The sequence below is a fragment of the Stenotrophomonas sp. 28608_Sma genome (genome assembly GCF_056486185.1).
This window is the reverse complement of record NZ_CM151308.1, coordinates 4,328,523-4,346,765: the sequence shown is the minus strand read 5'-3', so window position 1 is coordinate 4,346,765 and position 18,243 is coordinate 4,328,523. Positions and strand designations below refer to the sequence as shown.

At 66.4% G+C, this 18,243-nt stretch carries 16 protein-coding genes; 13 read left to right on the top strand and 3 right to left on the bottom strand.

The window, feature by feature from the left end; translation table 11 throughout:
• Positions 1 to 15 precede the first annotated feature (15 nt).
• Entirely contained in the window at positions 16 to 342 is a 327-nt protein-coding gene (locus tag ACZLHH_RS20510; protein ID WP_049399225.1) for a hypothetical protein, read from the top strand.
• 69 nt (positions 343 to 411) lie between these two features.
• The gene (locus ACZLHH_RS20505; RefSeq protein ID WP_049463220.1) at positions 412 to 2,508 is read left to right on the top strand and encodes a prolyl oligopeptidase family serine peptidase; all 2,097 of its coding nucleotides are present in this window, start codon (positions 412 to 414) and stop codon (positions 2,506 to 2,508) included.
• A gap of 136 nt (positions 2,509 to 2,644) precedes the next feature.
• Here ACZLHH_RS20505 and ACZLHH_RS20500 read toward each other — a convergent pair whose 3' ends face one another.
• The gene (locus ACZLHH_RS20500; RefSeq protein ID WP_180844690.1) at positions 2,645 to 3,832 is read right to left on the bottom strand and encodes a pyridoxal phosphate-dependent aminotransferase; all 1,188 of its coding nucleotides are present in this window, start codon (positions 3,830 to 3,832) and stop codon (positions 2,645 to 2,647) included.
• Between the two features lie 192 nt (positions 3,833 to 4,024).
• On the opposite strand from ACZLHH_RS20500, the gene ACZLHH_RS20495 reads away from it, so the two are divergent.
• From ACZLHH_RS20495 to hslU, 9 genes are all read left to right on the top strand, one after another.
• A complete protein-coding gene (locus ACZLHH_RS20495; RefSeq protein WP_071229055.1) occupies positions 4,025 to 6,136 on the top strand; it encodes a S9 family peptidase in 2,112 nt (703 codons plus the stop codon).
• Positions 6,137 to 6,190: 54 nt separating this feature from the next.
• Complete coding sequence (locus tag ACZLHH_RS20490; RefSeq protein WP_107433296.1) at positions 6,191 to 6,616, top strand: YbaN family protein; 426 nt, start codon at positions 6,191 to 6,193, stop codon at positions 6,614 to 6,616.
• Between the two features lie 69 nt (positions 6,617 to 6,685).
• Positions 6,686 to 6,958, top strand: coding sequence for an LPS translocon maturation chaperone LptM (gene lptM, locus ACZLHH_RS20485; RefSeq protein WP_049399234.1), 273 nt, complete (start codon positions 6,686 to 6,688; stop codon positions 6,956 to 6,958).
• The gene (gene dapF, locus ACZLHH_RS20480) at positions 6,951 to 7,802 is read left to right on the top strand and encodes a diaminopimelate epimerase (protein ID WP_049399235.1); all 852 of its coding nucleotides are present in this window, start codon (positions 6,951 to 6,953) and stop codon (positions 7,800 to 7,802) included. The genes lptM and dapF overlap by 8 nt, the downstream gene beginning before the upstream one ends.
• Positions 7,799 to 8,473, top strand: a complete 675-nt coding sequence (locus tag ACZLHH_RS20475; RefSeq protein WP_049463225.1) for a DUF484 family protein — start codon at positions 7,799 to 7,801, stop codon at positions 8,471 to 8,473. Before dapF ends, ACZLHH_RS20475 begins: the two co-directional genes overlap by 4 nt.
• Before the next feature lie 13 nt (positions 8,474 to 8,486).
• Positions 8,487 to 9,377: a tyrosine recombinase XerC gene (xerC, locus tag ACZLHH_RS20470; RefSeq protein ID WP_107433297.1), complete on the top strand. Its 891-nt coding sequence runs from the start codon at positions 8,487 to 8,489 to the stop codon at positions 9,375 to 9,377.
• Positions 9,378 to 9,454: 77 nt separating this feature from the next.
• The gene (locus ACZLHH_RS20465; protein WP_032129030.1) at positions 9,455 to 9,655 is read left to right on the top strand and encodes a DUF3079 domain-containing protein; all 201 of its coding nucleotides are present in this window, start codon (positions 9,455 to 9,457) and stop codon (positions 9,653 to 9,655) included.
• 173 nt (positions 9,656 to 9,828) lie between these two features.
• Positions 9,829 to 10,380 carry an ATP-dependent protease subunit HslV gene (hslV, locus tag ACZLHH_RS20460; RefSeq protein WP_005411093.1) on the top strand — a complete coding sequence of 184 codons (552 nt, stop codon included), beginning with the start codon at positions 9,829 to 9,831 and terminating at the stop codon, positions 10,378 to 10,380.
• A gap of 103 nt (positions 10,381 to 10,483) precedes the next feature.
• Positions 10,484 to 11,857 (top strand): ATP-dependent protease ATPase subunit HslU, encoded by a 1,374-nt coding sequence (gene hslU, locus ACZLHH_RS20455; RefSeq protein WP_107433298.1) that lies wholly within the window; start codon positions 10,484 to 10,486, stop codon positions 11,855 to 11,857.
• A 54-nt stretch (positions 11,858 to 11,911) separates the two neighbouring features.
• Here hslU and ACZLHH_RS20450 read toward each other — a convergent pair whose 3' ends face one another.
• Positions 11,912 to 12,904 (bottom strand): Gfo/Idh/MocA family protein, encoded by a 993-nt coding sequence (locus tag ACZLHH_RS20450; protein WP_107433299.1) that lies wholly within the window; start codon positions 12,902 to 12,904, stop codon positions 11,912 to 11,914.
• A 45-nt stretch (positions 12,905 to 12,949) separates the two neighbouring features.
• The gene (gene smeT / locus ACZLHH_RS20445; protein WP_107433300.1) at positions 12,950 to 13,609 is read right to left on the bottom strand and encodes an efflux transporter SmeDEF transcriptional repressor SmeT; all 660 of its coding nucleotides are present in this window, start codon (positions 13,607 to 13,609) and stop codon (positions 12,950 to 12,952) included.
• Between the two features lie 227 nt (positions 13,610 to 13,836).
• On the opposite strand from smeT, the gene smeD reads away from it, so the two are divergent.
• Positions 13,837 to 15,021 carry a multidrug efflux RND transporter periplasmic adaptor subunit SmeD gene (gene smeD / locus ACZLHH_RS20440; protein ID WP_107433301.1) on the top strand — a complete coding sequence of 395 codons (1,185 nt, stop codon included), beginning with the start codon at positions 13,837 to 13,839 and terminating at the stop codon, positions 15,019 to 15,021.
• Between the two features lie 12 nt (positions 15,022 to 15,033).
• On the top strand, positions 15,034 to 18,156 hold the full coding sequence (smeE, locus tag ACZLHH_RS20435; RefSeq protein ID WP_180844689.1) for a multidrug efflux RND transporter permease subunit SmeE: 3,123 nt from the start codon (positions 15,034 to 15,036) through the stop codon (positions 18,154 to 18,156).
• Positions 18,157 to 18,243 lie beyond the last annotated feature (87 nt).

Here is an 18,243-nt window from a genome sequence, read left to right as displayed (position 1 = left end):
CACCGGAGAAGCCCCATGAACGCACGTTCCGTCCGCCGCTCTGCAACTGAACGCGTCATTCTCGAGCGTGCCGACCCGCGCCTGCTGCGCAGCGTGCAGCAGCTGGCCCTGGCCGGTATGGCGCTGGTACTGGTCTGGCCGGCCGCGCGCGGCAGCAGTGCCTGGCTGGGCTGGCTACCCATGTGGCTGGTGGGCATGCCGCTGGTGGCCTGGTGGGCGTTGCTGCGCTTTCCGTTGCCGCGCCTGTCGTGGCTGCGGCTGGCGCGTCGTACCGGTGGACAGGCACGTCGCCGTAGCGGCGGGGCGGCGCGAGGCCGTCGCGGCTCCACCGCCGCGGCCTGACCTTCGACACGGGGGCGGCCGCGGCGATCCATGCTAGCGTTCCACGGCTTATGACTGCCTGGAGCTGCAATGTCTCGACTCGCTTCCGCCTGCCTGCTGGCCGGCATGATGACCGCTGCCTCGGTGGGGACCGCCGTGGCCGCTGAAGACACCGATCGCTACGCCTGGCTCGAAGACGTCACCGGCGACAAGCCGCTGACCTGGGTCAAGGAACAGAACGCCAAGTCCGAGGCGCGCCTGGCGCAGACCCCGGCCTTCAAGCAGATGGAGACCAGCATCCGCGAGGTGCTCGACTCCGATGCCAAGATCCCCGGCGTGCAGAAGATCGGCGACTACTACTACAACTTCTGGAAGGACCAGCAGCACGAGCGCGGCCTGTGGCGGCGCACCACCCTGGCCGAGTACCGCAAGGCCTCGCCGCAGTGGGAAACCGTGCTCGACCTGGATGCGCTGAACAAGGCCGAGGGTGAGAACTGGGTCTGGCATGGCGCCGATTGCCTGCGCCCGGACTACAGCCGCTGCCTGATCGCGCTGTCGCGCGGCGGCGCCGACGCCGACGTCACCCGTGAGTTCGACCTGGCCAACAAGACCTGGATCAAGGACGGCTTCTTCCGTCCCGAGTCCAAGGGCGGCCTCAACTGGGTCGACCGCGACACCGTGTTCGTCTACACCGACTTCGGTGCGGGCTCGATGACCACCTCCGGCTACCCGCGCGTGGCCAAGCTGTGGAAGCGCGGCACGCCGATGACCTCGGCCACCGTGGTGTACGAAGGCAAGCCGGAAGACATGTACATCGCGGCGATGCACGATGACACCCCGGGCTTCGAGCGCAACCTGGTCAGCCGCACGCTGGCGTTCTACAACAACGAGCTCTACCTGCGTGGCGACGACGGCACGCTGACCAAGATCGACGCGCCGAACTCGGCCGAGAAGGGCCTGCACAAGCAGTGGCTGACCCTGGAACTGCGCGATCCGTGGACCGTGGGCGGCAAGACCTACGCGTCCGGTTCGCTGCTGGCGACGAAGCTGGACGACTTCCTGGCCGGCAAGCGCGACTTCGAGGTGCTGTTCACCCCGACCGCGACCACCTCGCTGGCCGGCGCCACCTGGACCAAGAGCCACCTGGTGCTGAACGTGCTGGATGACGTCAAGAACCGCCTGTCGGTGCTGACCCCGGGCGCCGATGGCTGGCAGACCAGCCGCTTCGTCGGCGCGCCGGCCTTTGGCACGCTGGCCGTGGGCGCAGTGGACAGCAACGACAGCGATGCGGTGTGGCTGACCGCCACCGACTACCTGACCCCGACCACGCTGGCTCTGGCCGAGATCGGCCAGGCGCCGGAAACGTTGAAGACCATGCCGGCCTTCTTCGATGCCAAGGGCAAGGTGATCGAGCAGCACTTCGCCACCAGCAAGGACGGCACCCGCGTGCCGTACTTCGTGGTGCACGACAAGGCGATGAAGCTGGACGGCTCCAACCCGACCCTGCTGTACGGCTATGGTGGCTTCGAGATCTCGCTGACCCCGAATTACTCCGGTGGCATGGGCCGCGCCTGGCTGGAGAAGGGCGGTGTGTACGTGGTCGCCAACATCCGTGGTGGTGGCGAGTACGGCCCGCGCTGGCACCAGGCAGCGCTGAAGCAGAACCGTCACAAGGCCTATGAAGACATGGCTGCGGTGGCGCGCGATCTGGTCAAGCGCAAGATCACCAGCGCCAAGCACCTGGGCGTGCAGGGTGGCAGCAACGGTGGCCTGCTGACCGGCAACATGCTGACCCAGTACCCGGAACTGTTCGGTGCAGTGGTGGTGCAGGTGCCGCTGCTGGACATGAAGCGCTACAGCCACCTGTTGGCCGGTGCCTCGTGGATGGCCGAATACGGCAACCCGGACACCAGCGACTGGGAGTTCATCAAGACCTTCTCGCCGTACCATCTGTTCAACGAGAAGAAGAACTACCCGCCGGTGCTGTTCACTACCTCCACCCGCGATGACCGCGTGCACCCGGGCCATGCCCGCAAGATGGCGGCGAAGATGATCGACGCCGGCAAGGACGTGACCTACTACGAGAACATCGAAGGTGGCCACGGCGGCGCAGCCAACAACGCGCAGGCCGCACACATGTCCGCACTGGCCTACAGCTTCCTGTGGGAGCGGTTGGGCGGCAAGTAAGCAGAACGGAAAACGCCGCCCCAGGGCGGCGTTTTTCGTTGGGTTCACGTATCCACGCATGGCGTGGATCTACCTACGTATCGTGCGCTGGGTCAGTAGATCCACGCCATGCGTGGATGCCGTTCGCGCAGATCGATCAGGCGCCCCAGCTCTTCAACCCGCGTGCAATCCGCGCCACCGCCTCCTGCAGCCGCGGCACTTCCTGGGTATAGGCCAGGCGCACATGCTGATTGGCGCGATGGAAACCGAAATCCAGGCCCGGGGTGAACGCCACGTGTTCGGTTTCCAGGAAGTGCGCACAGAACGCCTGCGCGTCATCGGTGAACGCGCTGACGTCGGCGTACAGGTAGAACGCACCCTGCGGTTCCACTTCGATGCGGAAACCAAGCTCGCGCAGCGCCGGCAGCAGATAGTTGCGACGCTGGCGGAACGCCTCGCGGCGCTGCTCGAAGATCGCCATCGATTCCTCGCTGAAGCAGGCGAGTGCGGCATGCTGGGCGATGCTCGACGCGCTGATGTACAGGTTCTGTGCCAGCTTCTCCAGGTCCGGCACCGCCGCCGGCGGAGCCACCAGCCAACCCAGCCGCCAGCCGGTCATGCCGAAATATTTGGAGAAGCTGTTCAGCACGAACGCGCTGTCATCCACCTGCAGCACGCTGGGTGCATCCAGGCCGTAGGTCAGGCCGTGGTAGATCTCGTCCACCACCAGATGGCCGCCACGCGCGTGCAGGGCCTGCGACAGTGCCGCCAGTTCGTCGGCGGACAGCACGGTGCCGGTCGGATTGGCGGGGGAGGCCACCAGTGCGCCGACGCTGTCGGCATTCCAGTGCTGTTCCACCAGCGACGGCGTGAGCTGGTAGGCGGTGTCCGGGCCGACCGGAACCAGCTGTGCACCGCCTTCCACCAGGCGCAGGAAATGACGGTTGCAGGGATATCCGGGGTCGGCCAGCAGCCAGTGGCGGCCCGGATCGACCAGCAGGCTGCTGGCCAGCAGCAGCGCACCGGAGCCGCCGGGAGTGACCAGGATGCGTTCGGGATCGATATCCAGCCCGTAGTGGCTGCGATAGAAGCCACTGATCGCCTGGCGCAGGGCCGGCAGGCCACGTGCGGCGGTGTAGCGGGTATGGCCGGCGGCCAATGCGGCCTGGCCGGCACGCACGACCGGTTCGGCCGTGGTGAAGTCCGGTTCGCCGATTTCCAGATGGATCACATCGTGGCCCGCCTGTTCCAGCGCCTGCGCGCGGGCCAGCAGGGACATCACGTGGAACGGAGCGATTTCATGGCTGCGCCGGCTGTAGCCCGGCGTGTGGGGCAGGGTACTCATGTGCCCATGGTACGCCGCGCGTCCTGGTAGTGCCGGTCGCTGGCCGGCAACCACCCGCCTCTGTTTATCCCGAGGTTGCCGGCCAGCGGCCAGCACGACCCATGACCATCCGCAGGGTTGCCCGCAACCCTCCTGCAACCCAGACTCGAGCACAAGGACGCCATTGCATTGCGGCTCAAGGAGCCTTATCTCATGAAATCCACCCTCTGCCTGTTGCTTGCGAGCCTGATGACCACCACTGCCACCGCCGCCACGCCGCCCGTTCCGCCGGATGCCGCCAAGCATCCGCATGTGGTCAAGGCGCCGTTCGGCGCGACCCGCAACGACGACTATTACTGGCTGCGCGACGACAAGCGCGAGAACAAGGACATGCTGGCCTACCTGCAGGCCGAGAATGCCTATGCCGACCAGTTGCTGGCGCCGTTGAAGCCGCTGGAAGACACCCTGTACAAGGAGATCGTCGGCCGCATCAAGCAGGACGATTCCAGCGTGCCGGCGCGCGAGCGTGGCTACTGGTACTACAGCCGCTTCGAGACCGGCCAGGACTACCCGATCCACGCACGCCGCAAGGGCGGCATGGATGCCGCCGAGGAAATCCTGCTGAACGTCAACACGATGGCCGCCGGCAAGGGCTACTTCAGCGTCGGCTCGATGGAAGTCAGCCAGGACAACCAGCTGCTGGCCTGGGCCGATGATGATGTCGGTCGCCGCCAGTACACCATCCGCTTCAAGGACCTGGCCACCGGCAAGGTGCTGCCTGATGTGATCACCGGCAGCTCCGGCGACCTGGTCTGGGCCGACGACAACCGCACCGTGCTGTATGTCGAGAACGATCCGGAAACCCTGCTGACCGTGCGCGTGAAGAAGCACGTGCTGGGCACTCCGGCCAGCGCCGACACCGTCGTCTACGAAGAGAAGGACGACAGCTTCTACATGGGCATCGGCCGCACCCGCGACGATCGCTTCATCACCATCGGCGTGCACAGCACTGTGTCCTCGGAAGAGCGCTACGCGCCGGCCAGCGACCCGACCACGTTCACCGTACTGGCGCCGCGCCAGCGCGATGTGGAGTACGACGCTGACCACTACGACGGCCGCTGGGTGATCCGCACCAACGACGGTGCGAAGAACTTCAAGCTGGTCACCGCACCGACCGATGCGACCTCGCGCGCACAGTGGAAGGACTGGATCGCGCATGACGATGCAGTTTTCATCGAAGGCTTCGAGCTGTTCGATGCGTACACCGCCATCGCCGAACGTTCCGAGGGCCTGGAACGCATCCGCCTGCTGTTCAAGGATGGCCGCAGCGACTACGTGAAGGCCGATGAGCCGGCGTACTCGATGGGCCTGGGCGACAACACCGAGGCCGATACGCCGTGGCTGCGCTACGTCTACACCTCGATGACCACCCCCACCACCGTGTTCGAGCTGAACACCGCCACCGGCGAGCGTCGCCAGCTGAAGGTGCAGCCGGTGATCGGCTATGACGCGTCGAAGTACGAAACCGATCGTGTCTGGATCACCGCACGCGATGGCGTGAAGGTGCCGGTGTCGCTGGTCTACCGCAAGGGCTACCAGAAGGACGGCAAGGGCGCGCTGTTCCAGTACGCCTATGGCAGCTACGGCATGTCGATGGATCCGTACTTCAACCAGACCGCGGTGAGCCTGCTCGATCGTGGCGTGGTGTATGCCATCGCCCATATCCGTGGCGGCCAGGAGATGGGCCGCGACTGGTACGAGAACGGCAAACTGCTGCACAAGCAGAACACCTTCAACGACTTCATCGACGTCACCCGCGGCCTGGTCGCACAGGGCTGGGCGGCGAAGGATCGCGTCGCCGCGTCCGGCGGCAGCGCCGGTGGCCTGCTGATGGGCGCCGTGGCCAACCAGGCGCCGCAGGACTACCGGGTGATGGTGGCGCAGGTACCGTTTGTCGACGTGGTCACCACCATGCTCGACCCGACCATTCCGCTGACCACCAACGAATACGACGAGTGGGGCAACCCCGAGCAGAAGCAGTATTACGACTACATGCTGTCCTACTCGCCCTACGACAACGTGAAGCAGCAGGCGTACCCGGCGCTGTTCGTGGGCACCGGCCTGTGGGATTCGCAGGTGCAGTACTGGGAGCCGGCCAAGTGGGTGGCCAAGCTGCGTGACGACAACACCGGCCATTACCCGATCCTGTTCCGCACCAACATGGAAGCCGGCCACGGCGGCAAGTCGGGGCGCTTCCAGCGCTACCGTGAACTGTCCGAGTCGTACGCGTTCGTGCTGCAGCAGCTGGGCATCGCCCAGCCGTAATGGTGCAGGGGTGCCGGGCGTTGCCTGGCATCCCGAACCGGTATCCTTGCGGCCATGAGCCAGCCCGACCCCTCCGCACCCCGCGATGCTGCCACGCCACCGCGCGTGGTGCGTTTCCGCTGGGCGTGGTGGCTGCTGGCCTACGTCAGCCTGGGCACCGGTATCGTCGGCATCTTCGTGCCGGGCCTTCCCACCACCGTATTCATCCTGATCTCGGCCTGGGCTGCCTCGCGTGGTTCCGAGCGCCTGCACAACTGGCTGCTGCAGCACCCGCGCTTCGGCCCGGCCATTGCCAACTGGCAGGCACACGGGGCGGTCAGCCGCTACGGCAAGTGGATGGCCACGATCACCATGGCAGTGTGCGCCGGCATCATGCTGTGGTGCGTGCCGATCGCCTGGGTGAAGTGGTTCTCGATCGGCAGCATGACCGTGGTGGCGATCTGGCTGTGGACCCGGCCGCTGCCGCCACCGGAGCGGTAGTGCCGGCCGCTGGCCGGCACCCCGGTTCCCTGCACCAACCGCTCAGCCGCCAATGGCTATACTCGGGGCATGAAGATCCCCCATCGAAACGCCATCCTGATTCCGCTGGCAGCGGCCTCGCTGCTGCTCCTCGCCGCCTGCGGCAACAAGGGCCCGCTGGTACTGCCGCAGAAGCCGGTGCCGGTGGAAGAAACCGTCGAACCGGTTGCCGAGCCCGCTACCGAAGCGACCCCGGCGCAGACCGAAGGCAGCGGCACCCCGGCCACGACCGTGGAGCCGGCTGCACCGACCACGCAACCGGCGCCTGCGCCTGCGAAGAAGGTGGGCGGCGGGAATGAGTAAGGCCGGTTCCAAGGCCCTGCGCTTCAGCAAGATGCATGGCGCGGGCAATGATTTCGTAGTGATCGACCTGCGTGACGGCACTGCGCCGCCCACGCCTGAACTGGCCGCGCGCCTGGCCGACCGCCACACCGGCGTCGGCTGCGATCAGATCCTGACTATCGAAGCGCCGCGCGCGGAAGGCTCGGTGGCGTCGTACCGCATCTGGAATGCCGACGGTTCCAACTCCGAGCAGTGCGGCAACGGCGCGCGCTGCATTGCGGCCTGGCTGGTGCGTGAGGGCAGTGCGCAGGGGGATCAGTTCGTCATCGACAGCCCGCTGGCCAGTCATGAGGTGAAGGCCCTTGGCGATGGCCAGTTCGCGGTGACCATGGGCGTGCCTGCGTTCGAGCCGGTCAACGTGCCGCTGGTGGGCTTCGCCCATGCACGCGAGGAGTACCTGCTGCCGTTGCAGGGCGAGAGCATACGCTTTGCCGCGGTGTCGATGGGCAATCCGCATGCGGTGATCGAAGTGGGCCTGATCGATGCAGCACCGGTCGAGCGCGTCGGTTCGCTGCTGCAGCAGCATGCCTCGTTCCCGCGCTCGGTGAACGTGGGTTTTGCCCAGGTGATGGGCCCGGCGCATGCACGTCTGCGTGTGAATGAACGTGGCGTCGGCGAAACCCTGGCCTGCGGCAGCGGCGCCTGCGCCGCTGCGGTGACCCTGATGCAGCGTGGCCGCCTGCAGCGCGACGCGCGCATCAGCCTGCCCGGGGGTGACCTGCGCATCCAGTGGCCGGGCGATGGCCAGCCGGTGGTGATGGCCGGCCCGACCGCATTCGTCTTCGAAGGGGAGTGGATCGCATGACCGAAACCGTCGACAAGCTCGGGGCCCATGAAGTCGCTGCCTGGTTGCGGCGACATCCCGGCTTCCTCAAGCAGTTCCCGGACCTGGCCCTGACCCTGGTGGTGCCACGCGACGACGGCCCGACCGCGTCGCTGGCCAGCTACCAGCTGGAAGTGCTGCGCGAGAAGAACCGCGAGCTGGCACGACGGTTGGCCGATCTGGGTGCCACCGCCCAGGTCAATGAACGCCTGGCAGTGCGCACGCATCAGCTGACCCTGGCGCTGATGAAGCAGGACAACGCCGCCGACACCCTGCGTGCGATGGCAGCCTCGCTGCAGGAAGATTTCGCCGGCGACCTGGTGCGATTGGTGGTGCACGCGCCGGTGGCTGGGCTGGAGCAGGCCGACTGGCTGCAGGTGATTGCTGCCGATGATGCGCAGCTGGGCCCGTTCCGCGATTGTCTGAACGACGGCGAGCCGATCTGCGGCCGCCTGCAGCCGGAAAAGAACGCCGTGCTGTATGGCGTGCGCAGCGAAGAAGTGCAGACCACCGCGCTGTTGCCGTTGCCGGGCGTGGGCCTGATTGCTGTGGGCAGCCACGACCCGAACCGCTTCTACCCGGGCATGGGCACGCTGTTCCTGCGCATGATGGGCGATGCGTTGGCCACCGGCCTGAAGCGCTTCCCGGGCTGAGCAGGACACGACGATGAGCGCGGTACAGGCCTTCCTGCAGCATCTGCAGGTAGAGCGGCGGATGTCGGCGCATACGCTCGATGCCTACCGCCGTGACCTGGACGCGTTGTCGGTCTGGGCCGAGCCGCGCGGTGTTGCGGTGGACGCACTCGATGCCGAGGCGCTGCGCCAGTTCGTTGCCGACGAGCACCGCAGAGGCCTGTCAGCCAAGAGCCTGCAGCGCCGCTTGTCGGCCTGCCGCAGCTTCTATGCCTGGCTGCTCAAGCACGGGCGCATCGAGGTCAGTCCGGCGGCGACGCTGAAGGCGCCGCGTGCGCCGCGCCGGTTGCCGCAGGTGCTTGACGCCGACGAAGCCGTGCAGCTGGTCGAGCTGGAACCGGAAGGTGAACTCGGCCGCCGTGACCGCGCGCTGCTGGAATTGTTCTATTCCTCTGGCCTGCGCCTGAGCGAAGTCTGCGCGCTGACCTGGCGCGACCTGGATTTCGACAGCGGCCTGGTCAACGTGCTGGGCAAGGGCAACCGCCAGCGTCGCGTACCGTTCGGCCGGCCGGCACGCGAAGCGCTGCAGGCGTGGCGTGCGGAAAGTGGCGGCGGCCCGGCCTCGCCGGTGTTTCCCGGTCGCAACGGGCCGATCAGCCAGCGTGCGGTGCAGATCCGCATCCGCCAGCTGGCGCAGCGCCAGGGCCTGTTCAAGCACGTGCACCCGCACATGCTGCGGCACAGTTTCGCCAGCCACATCCTGGAATCGTCCGGCGACCTGCGCGGTGTGCAGGAACTGCTTGGCCATGCCGACATCGCCACCACCCAGATCTACACCCACCTCGATTTCCAGCACCTGGCCAAGGTCTACGACGCCGCGCATCCACGTGCGAAGCGCCGCGGCAAGGACGACAAGGCTGAATAGCGAGCCCTTGATCTGGATCAGGGCAGGGCGGGCGCTATCGGCGCATCGTGGCCGCAGGCCACGAGGACACCGCCACCATGGCGAAGCCCATACCGTTGCATCCCAAACACCCCGAGCGCATCTGCTGGGGCTGCGACCGCTACTGCGCGGCTGACGCCCTGGCCTGCGGCAATGGCTCCGGCCGCACCCAGCACCCGATCGAGACGCAGGGTGAAGACTGGTACCTCGCCTGGGGCATCGAGCCGAATCCGGATCGGCCGTCGCAGGCAAAACGCTGAACGGCAGGTGTTCCACGTTCGGGCGGTGGGATCCGCGCGCATTGCGATGCGCTCGTCAGAAAGGCGCCCTCCTGTCGATGGGGCGCGGCCAAGCGCTGAACGGCAGCCATCCGCACAGGCTTGATCGCACCCGGCGCTGTCCCCATGTCCCGGGAACAGCTATCGGAGGCCGCATGGACCCCAGTCAGAATCCCAACGTTTTCCACGCCACCACCATCGTCTGCGTCCGTCGCGGCGAGCACGTGGCCATTGCCGGCGACGGCCAGGTCACGCTGGGCCACACCGTGATGAAGGGCAATGCACGCAAGGTGCGCCGTCTCGGTCGTGATGGCCAGGTGCTGGCCGGCTTCGCCGGTGCCGCCGCCGATGCCTTCACCCTGTTCGAGCTGTTCGAGGCCAAGCTGGAAAAGCACGGCCAGCTGCAGCGCGCTGCGGTCGAACTGGCCAAGGATTGGCGCACCGAGCGCCGCCTCGGCAAGCTCGAGGCCCTGCTGGCAGTGGCCGACAAGGAAACCTCGCTGATCATCAGCGGCACCGGTGATGTGATCGAGCCGGAGGACGGCATCATCGCCATCGGTTCCGGTGGTTCCTATGCACTGTCGGCCGCGCGCGCACTGATGGCGCACACCGAACTGGATGCGCGCACCATTGCCAGCGAAGCGATCGGCATTGCCGGCGACATCTGCATCTACACCAACCGCAACGTGGTGGTCGAGGAGCTGTGAGGGTCGTGCCGGCCGCTGGCCGGCAACCTCATGATCCCCCGCACGCGTGCCTGGTTGCCGGCCAGTGGCCGGCACTACCGACAATGAATCCGTGAGCACATCCATGTCGAAGATCGAAGTTTCCTCCGCCACCATGACCCCGCGCGAGATCGTGCAGGAACTGGACCGGCATATCGTGGGCCAGCACGACGCCAAGCGCGCCGTGGCCATTGCCCTGCGCAACCGCTGGCGCCGCATGCAGCTGGTGCCCGAGCTGCGCAATGAAGTGATGCCGAAGAACATCCTGATGATCGGCCCGACCGGCGTCGGCAAGACCGAGATCGCGCGTCGACTGGCCACCCTGGCCAACGCGCCGTTCGTCAAGGTTGAAGCCACCCGCTTCACCGAAGTCGGCTACGTCGGCAAGGACGTCGAGCAGATCATCCGCGACCTGGCCGATACCGCGGTCAAGCTGTACCGCGAACAGGCCAAGGTGCGCGTGCGTACCCAGGCCGAGGAGCGCGCCGAAGACCGCATCCTCGATGCGCTGCTGCCGCGCCGCAGCGGTGGCATCGGTTTCGATCCGGAAGTCGCCCGCAACGAGCCGTCGGCGCAGGACAACGAGACCCGCATCAAGTTCCGCAAGATGCTGCGCAACGGTGAGCTGGACGAACGCGAGATCGAGCTCGACCTGGCTGCCAACGTCAGCATGGACATCATGACCCCGCCGGGCATGGAGGAAATGGGCCAGCAGCTGAAGTCGATGTTCGCCAACCTCGGCGGCGGCGCCAAGGCGCACAAGCGCACGCTGACCATCAAGGCCGCGCGTCCGCTGCTGATCGAGGAAGAGGCCGGCAAGCTGGTCAACGAGGACGACATCCGCACTGCCGCGATCGAGGCCTGCGAGCAGCACGGCATCGTCTTCATCGACGAGATCGACAAGGTCGCCAAGCGTGGTGACAACGTCGGTGGTGGCGACGTCTCGCGCGAAGGCGTGCAGCGCGACCTGCTGCCGCTGGTGGAAGGCTCCAACGTGTCCACCAAGTACGGCACGATCAAGACCGACCACATCCTGTTCATTGCTTCGGGCGCGTTCCACCTGGCCAAGCCCAGCGATCTGATTCCGGAGCTGCAGGGCCGCTTCCCGATCCGCGTGGAGCTGGGTGCGCTGAGCAAGGGTGATTTCGTGCGTATCCTGACCGAGCCGAAGGCCGCGCTGACCAAGCAGTACGAAGCGCTGCTGGCCACCGAAGGCGTCAAGGTCAGCTTCACTGCCGATGCTATTGATCGTCTGGCCGAGATCGCCTTCCAGGTGAACGAGCGCCAAGAGAACATCGGTGCCCGTCGCCTGCACACCGTACTGGAGCGCCTGTTGGATTCGCTCAGCTACGAGGCACCGGACCGCGACGGCGAGACTCTGGCCATCGACAGTGCTTATGTCGATGTGCACCTGGGTGAGCTGGTGCAGGACCCGGACCTGAGCCGCTACATCCTGTAATGCCCGACGCTGCAAAGCATGAGGCCGCCGAAAGGCGGCCTTCTGCTTTGGCAGTCAGCGCGAGTGCCGTGTGCGGTAGGCCTGCAGCACCTGGTCGATCACCGCGCTGGTGCGGGCTGCGCTGATGCCGTTCGATGGCGAGTGGCCGTTGCCGCGCAGCTCATCCACCAGAGTGGCGATCAACGGCTGCTGGATCGACGGCGGGTTCGGGATGTCGAACGCCTGCACGCCCGCTTCCGTCTCCAGAACCACCGGAACGTCCTCGAAGGTGGCAAAGCGCAGTTGTCCGCGATCGCCGGTGATCTCGATCTCATCCTGGCGGCGGAACGCGCAGAAACTCCATTGCGCGATGCCGTGCGCCCCCGTCCCGGTGCGGAAGCACATCGAGACGCTGTCCTCGGCGGCGTAGGCGCCGGTCAACGAGCTGGCCAGGCCACGCACATCGCTCAGCGGCCCCAGCAGATGATCCAGCAGGTCCAGGGTGTGCGAGCCCAGATCGACGAACAGCCCGCCGCCGGCGATCGCCGGGTTGGTCCGCCAGAAGTCCGGCGATGCAGCGTTCGCCGAATGCGGCCGGTGCAGGGTGGCGCGCACACTGCGCGGCGTGCCGATCGTGCCGCTGTCCAGCAGCTGCTTCACCTGTGCGAAGCGGGGCAGGGCGCGGCGGTAGTAGGCCACGAACACCGGTACGCCGCTGCGGGCGCTGGCTTCAATGATGCGCTGGCACTCGCCGTGGTCCATGGCCATCGGCTTTTCGATGTAGACCGGCTTGCCCGCGGCAATCGCCTGCAACGCGTAGTGCATGTGCGTGGAGGGCGGCGTCGCAACGTAGATCGCGTTCACTTCCGGGTCGGCGATGAGTGCATCGGCGTCCGCGTACCAGCGGGGAATCGCATGGCGCCGCGCATAATCCTCGGCCAACGCCGCATTGCGGCGCATGACCGCCGCCACCCGTGAGCCCGGCGTGTTGGCCAGAGCCGGCCCGCTCTTCTTCTCGGTGACGCTGCCGCAGCCGATGAAGCCCCACACCACGTTGTCCAGGATCATGGGTCCGTCCTCAGATGAGTGTCGCGGTGGCGGCAGCAGCTCTACTCACGCTTCGGGCAGCGGCTCGGGCACCGTCCCGGGCACGAACACGCCTTCTTTCACGTAGGCGGCCAGGGTCATGTCCAGCGCAAGCATGCCGTCGCGCTTGAGGTCCATCAGTTCCGGTTCGACCATCGCGCCATGCAGTACGCCCAGCACAGTGGCGTGCAGCATGCGCGAGGCGATCTTCGGGTCCGCGCCTTCGCGCAGCTGGCCCAGGTCCTGGGCCCGGCGCAGGGCGCGCTCCATCCGGTCCAGCGCATCGCGGAAGCCGGCCTGCTGCATTTCGGTCAGCACCTTGGTATCGGCCGAGGCGTCACTGCGCAGCATGATCTCCATGGTCTTGCGCAGGCGTTCGTCCTCGGACAGCTCGATGAACGAGTGGATCATCACTGCGCGCAGGTCGTGCACCGGTGTGTCGCGCTGGTCGGTGGAGGTGCGCTCCAGTTCCTGCATGAAGGGCAGGTGCACCCGTTCGACGATCGCGGCCAGCACCTCGCTCTTGTTCTTGAAGTGCCAGTACACCGCGCCACGGGTATAGCCGGCGCGGGCACCGATCATCTCCAGCGTGGTACGGGCCACGCCGTGTTCATGGAAGCAGGCTTCGGCGGCGTCAAGGATGCCTTCCCGGGTTGCCTGGGTGTCCTCTTTGGTCTTGCGGGCCATGGGTGTGGGTACGAGTGCGGGTGAAACGTGGCTGAATTGTACCGGTTTACAAACAAACAAGCATGTATGTATATTTCGAACCCATCATTCCCGTCGTGTGCGTGGCAGGCCCGTCCGGCTCCCACTCCACCCGGGTGGGCGCTGTTCGCACGGTCTTCACCTTCGCTGGTGGAGGGTCCGCCGTATCAGCGCTGGCTGAGACCCTTTCCTTCAAGAGCCTTTCCGTCATGTTGCTGAGCCGAATCCGACCCTTTGCACTGTCGCTGGCAATCGCCGCGACCGTGGCTGCCTGCGGCGGCCAACCCCAGGCCCCCGAACAGGGCCCGGGTGACGTCACCGTGGTCACGCTGAAGTCCGAGACCGTGGGCCTGACCCGCGAGCTGCCGGGCCGTACCAACGCCTTCCTGGTCGCCGAAGTGCGTCCGCAGGTCAACGGCATCGTCGCCAAGCGCCTGTTCACCGAGGGCGCCATGGTCAAGGCTGGCGAGCCGCTGTACCAGATCGAGGACGCCAGCTACCGCGCACAGGCCAACAGTGCCCGTGCCCAGCTGGCGCGTGCCGAGGCCACCGCCAACGCCGCGCGCCTGAGCGCCAAGCGCATCACCGAGCTGGCCAAGGTCGATGCGGTCAGCCAGCAGGACCTGGAAAACGCGGTGGCCGCGCAGAAGCAGGCCGAGGCTGACGTCGGTGCCGCCAAGGCCGCGCTGGATGCGGCCAACGTCACTCTGGGCTACGCCCGCATCACCGCGCCGATCAGCGGCCGCATCGGCAAGTCCAGCGTCACCCAGGGTGCGCTGGTCAGCGCCGGCCAGGCCAATGCGCTGGCCACCGTGCAGCAGCTGGACCCGATCTATGTCGACCTGACCCAGTCCTCGGCCGAGCTGCTGCAGCTGCGCCGCGAGCTGGCCGCGGGCCGCCTGCAGGACAACCAGACGCTGCCGGTCAGCATCCTGATGGAAGACGGCAGCACCTTCGAGCACAAGGGCACGCTGGAGTTCTCCGAAGTCAGCGTCGACCCGGCCACTGGCAGCTTCGGCCTGCGCGTGAAGGTGGACAATCCGGACGGCCTGCTGATGCCGGGCACGTACGTGCGCGCGGTGATCGGTGGCGGCGTGCGCAGCGATGCAGTGCTGGTGCCGATGGCCGGCATCGCCCGCGATCCGAAGGGTGACACCTCCGCGATGGTGGTCGACAAGGACAACAAGGTCGAAGTGCGCCCGGTCAAGGTCAGCCGCACGGTCGGCGACAAGTGGCTGGTCGAGGACGGTCTGAAGGCCGGCGACAAGGTCATCGTCGAAGGCCTGCAGAAGATCGGCCCCGGCATGCCGGTCAAGGCCACCGAGAAGGGCGCTGCTCCGGCCAAGCCGGCAGCGGCCGCCCAGCCTGCCGCTCCGGCCGGCGACGCGAAGTAAGCGGAGAACCCCATGGCACGCTTTTTCATCGATCGACCCATCTTTGCATGGGTGATCGCCATCATCATCATGCTCGCCGGCGGCCTGGCCCTGTTCAAGCTGCCGGTCTCGATGTACCCCAACGTCGCACCGCCGGCGGTGGAAATCAGCGCCACCTACCCGGGTGCATCGGCCAAGGTGGTCGAGGACTCGGTGACGCAGATCATCGAGCAGAACATGAAGGGCCTTGATGGCCTGATCTATTTCTCCTCCAACAGCTCGTCCAACGGCCAGGCCACCATCACCCTGACCTTCGAGAGCGGCACCAACCCGGACATCGCCCAGGTGCAGGTGCAGAACAAGCTGCAGCTGGCCATGCCGCTGCTGCCGCAGGAAGTGCAGCGGCAGGGCATCAACGTGGCCAAGTCCAGCTCGGGCTTCCTGAACGTCATCGCGTTCGTGTCCGAGAACGGCAGCATGGACGCCAACGACATCGCCGACTACGTCGGTTCCAATGTTGTCGATCGCCTGAGCCGCGTGCCAGGCGTGGGCAACATCCAGGTGTTCGGTGGCAAGTACGCCATGCGCATCTGGCTGGATCCGAACAAGCTGCATACCTATGGCCTGTCGGTTGCGGAAGTGACCGCAGCGATCAAGGCACAGAACGCGCAGGTGGCCATCGGCCAGCTTGGCGGTGCACCGTCGATCAAGGGCCAGCAGCTCAACGCCACGATCAACGCGCAGTCGCGCCTGCAGACCCCGGAACAGTTCCGCAACATCATCGTGCGCGGTGCGCAGGACGGTGCCGAGCTGCGCCTGGGGGATGTCGCCCGCGTCGAGCTGGGTGCGGAGTCCTACGACTTCGTCACCCGCTACAACGGCCAGCCGGCCAGCGGCCTGGCGGTGACCCTGGCCACCGGCGCCAACGCGCTGGATACCGCCGCTGGTGTGAATGCCGCGCTGGAAGACATGAAGAGCTTCTTCCCGGCCGGGCTGAAGGCCGAGGTCCCGTACGACACCACCCCGTTCGTGCGCGTGTCGATCAAGGGCGTGGTGCAGACCCTGATCGAAGCGATCGTGCTGGTGTTCGTGGTGATGTACCTGTTCCTGCAGAACTTCCGCGCCACCCTGATCCCGACCATCGCCGTGCCGGTGGTGCTGCTGGGTACCTTCGGCGTGCTGGCGATGCTGGGCTTCTCGGTGAACATGCTGACCATGTTCGCGATGGTGCTTGCGATCGGCCTGCTGGTGGACGATGCCATCGTGGTGGTTGAGAACGTCGAGCGCATCATGTCCGAGGAAGGACTGTCGCCGCTCGAGGCGACCCGCAAGTCGATGGGCCAGATCACCGGCGCGCTGGTGGGCATCGGCCTGGTGCTGTCGGCGGTGTTCGTGCCGATGGCCTTCATGAGTGGCTCCACCGGCGTGATCTACCGCCAGTTCTCGGCCACGATCGTCTCGGCGATGGCATTGTCGGTGCTGGTCGCGATCGTGCTGACCCCGGCGCTGTGCGCGACCATGCTCAAGCCGCTGAAGAAGGGTGAGCACCACGTCGCCCACCGCGGCCTGGCCGGTCGCTTCTTCAATGGCTTCAACCGTGGATTCGACCGCACCAGCGAAAGCTACCAGCGTGGCGTGCGCGGCATCATCCATCGCCCGTGGCGCTTCATGGGCATCGTGGCGGCGCTGTTCGTGCTGATGGGCGTGTTGTTCGTGCGCCTGCCCAGCTCATTCCTGCCCAACGAAGACCAGGGCGTGTTGATGGCGCTGGTGCAGGCCCCGGTGGGTGCCACCCAGGAACGTACGCTGGAATCGATCGCGGCACTGGAAAACCACTTCCTGCAGAACGAGAAGGATGCGGTGGACTCGGTGTTCTCGGTGCAGGGCTTCAGCTTCGCCGGCATGGGCCAGAACGCCGGCATGGCATTCGTCAAGCTGAAGGACTGGAGCGAGCGTGACGCCGACAATGGCGTGATGCCGATCACCGGACGCGCCATGGCGGCCCTGGGCCAGATCAAGGATGCCTTCATCTTCGCCTTCCCGCCGCCGGCCATCCCGGAACTGGGCACCGCCTCGGGCTATACCTTCTTCCTGAAGGACAACAGCGGCCAGGGCCACGAGGCACTGGTGGCCGCGCGCAACCAGCTGCTCGGCCTCGCCGCCGGCAGCAAGAAGCTGGCCAACGTGCGCCCGAACGGCCAGGAAGACACGCCGCAGTTCCGCATCGACATCGATGCAGCCAAGGCGACCTCGCTGGGGCTGTCGATCGACCAGATCAACGGTACCTTGGCCGCCGCATGGGGCAGCTCGTACATCGACGACTTCGTCGATCGTGGCCGCGTCAAGCGTGTGTTCGTGCAGGCCGACCAGCCGTTCCGCATGGTGCCGGAGGACTTCGATCTGTGGTCCGTGAAGAACGACAAGGGCGAGATGGTGCCGTTCAGCGCGTTCGCCACCAAGCACTGGGACTACGGTTCGCCGCGTCTTGAGCGCTACAACGGTGTGTCGGCGATGGAAATCCAGGGCGAACCGGCCCCGGGTGTCGCGTCCGGTGATGCCATGGCCGAGATCGAACAGCTGGCCAAGCAGCTGCCGGCGGGCTTCGGCATCGAGTGGACGGCGATGTCGTACCAGGAGCGCCAGGCTGGCTCGCAGACGCCACTGCTGTACACGCTCTCGCTGATGATCGTATTCCTGTGCCTGGCCGCGATGTACGAAAGCTGGAGCGTGCCGACCGCAGTGCTGCTGGCGGCCCCGCTGGGCATCCTCGGCGCGGTGCTGGCCAATACCTTCAAGGGCCTGGAACGCGACATCTACTTCCAGGTGGCGATGCTGACCACGGTGGGCCTGACCAGCAAGAACGCGATCCTGATCGTCGAGTTCGCCAAGGAAAACCTGGAGAAGGGGGCCAGCCTGATCGAGTCGATCATGCACGCCGTGCGCGACCGCTTGCGCCCGATCGTGATGACCTCGCTGGCCTTCGGCATGGGCGTGGTGCCGCTGGCAATCTCCACCGGTGCCGGCTCCGGTGCCAAGCAGGCGATCGGCACCGGTGTGCTCGGCGGCATGATCGTCGGCACCGTGCTCGGCGTGTTCTTCGTGCCGCTGTTCTTCGTGGTGGTGCAGCGCGTGTTCAAGCGCAAGTCCACGACGTGACCTGAAACGGTAGTGCCGGCCGCTGGCCGGCACCTACTGCCCGCGTGATGTGAATCCAACGAGGTTGCCGGCCAGCGGCCGGCACTA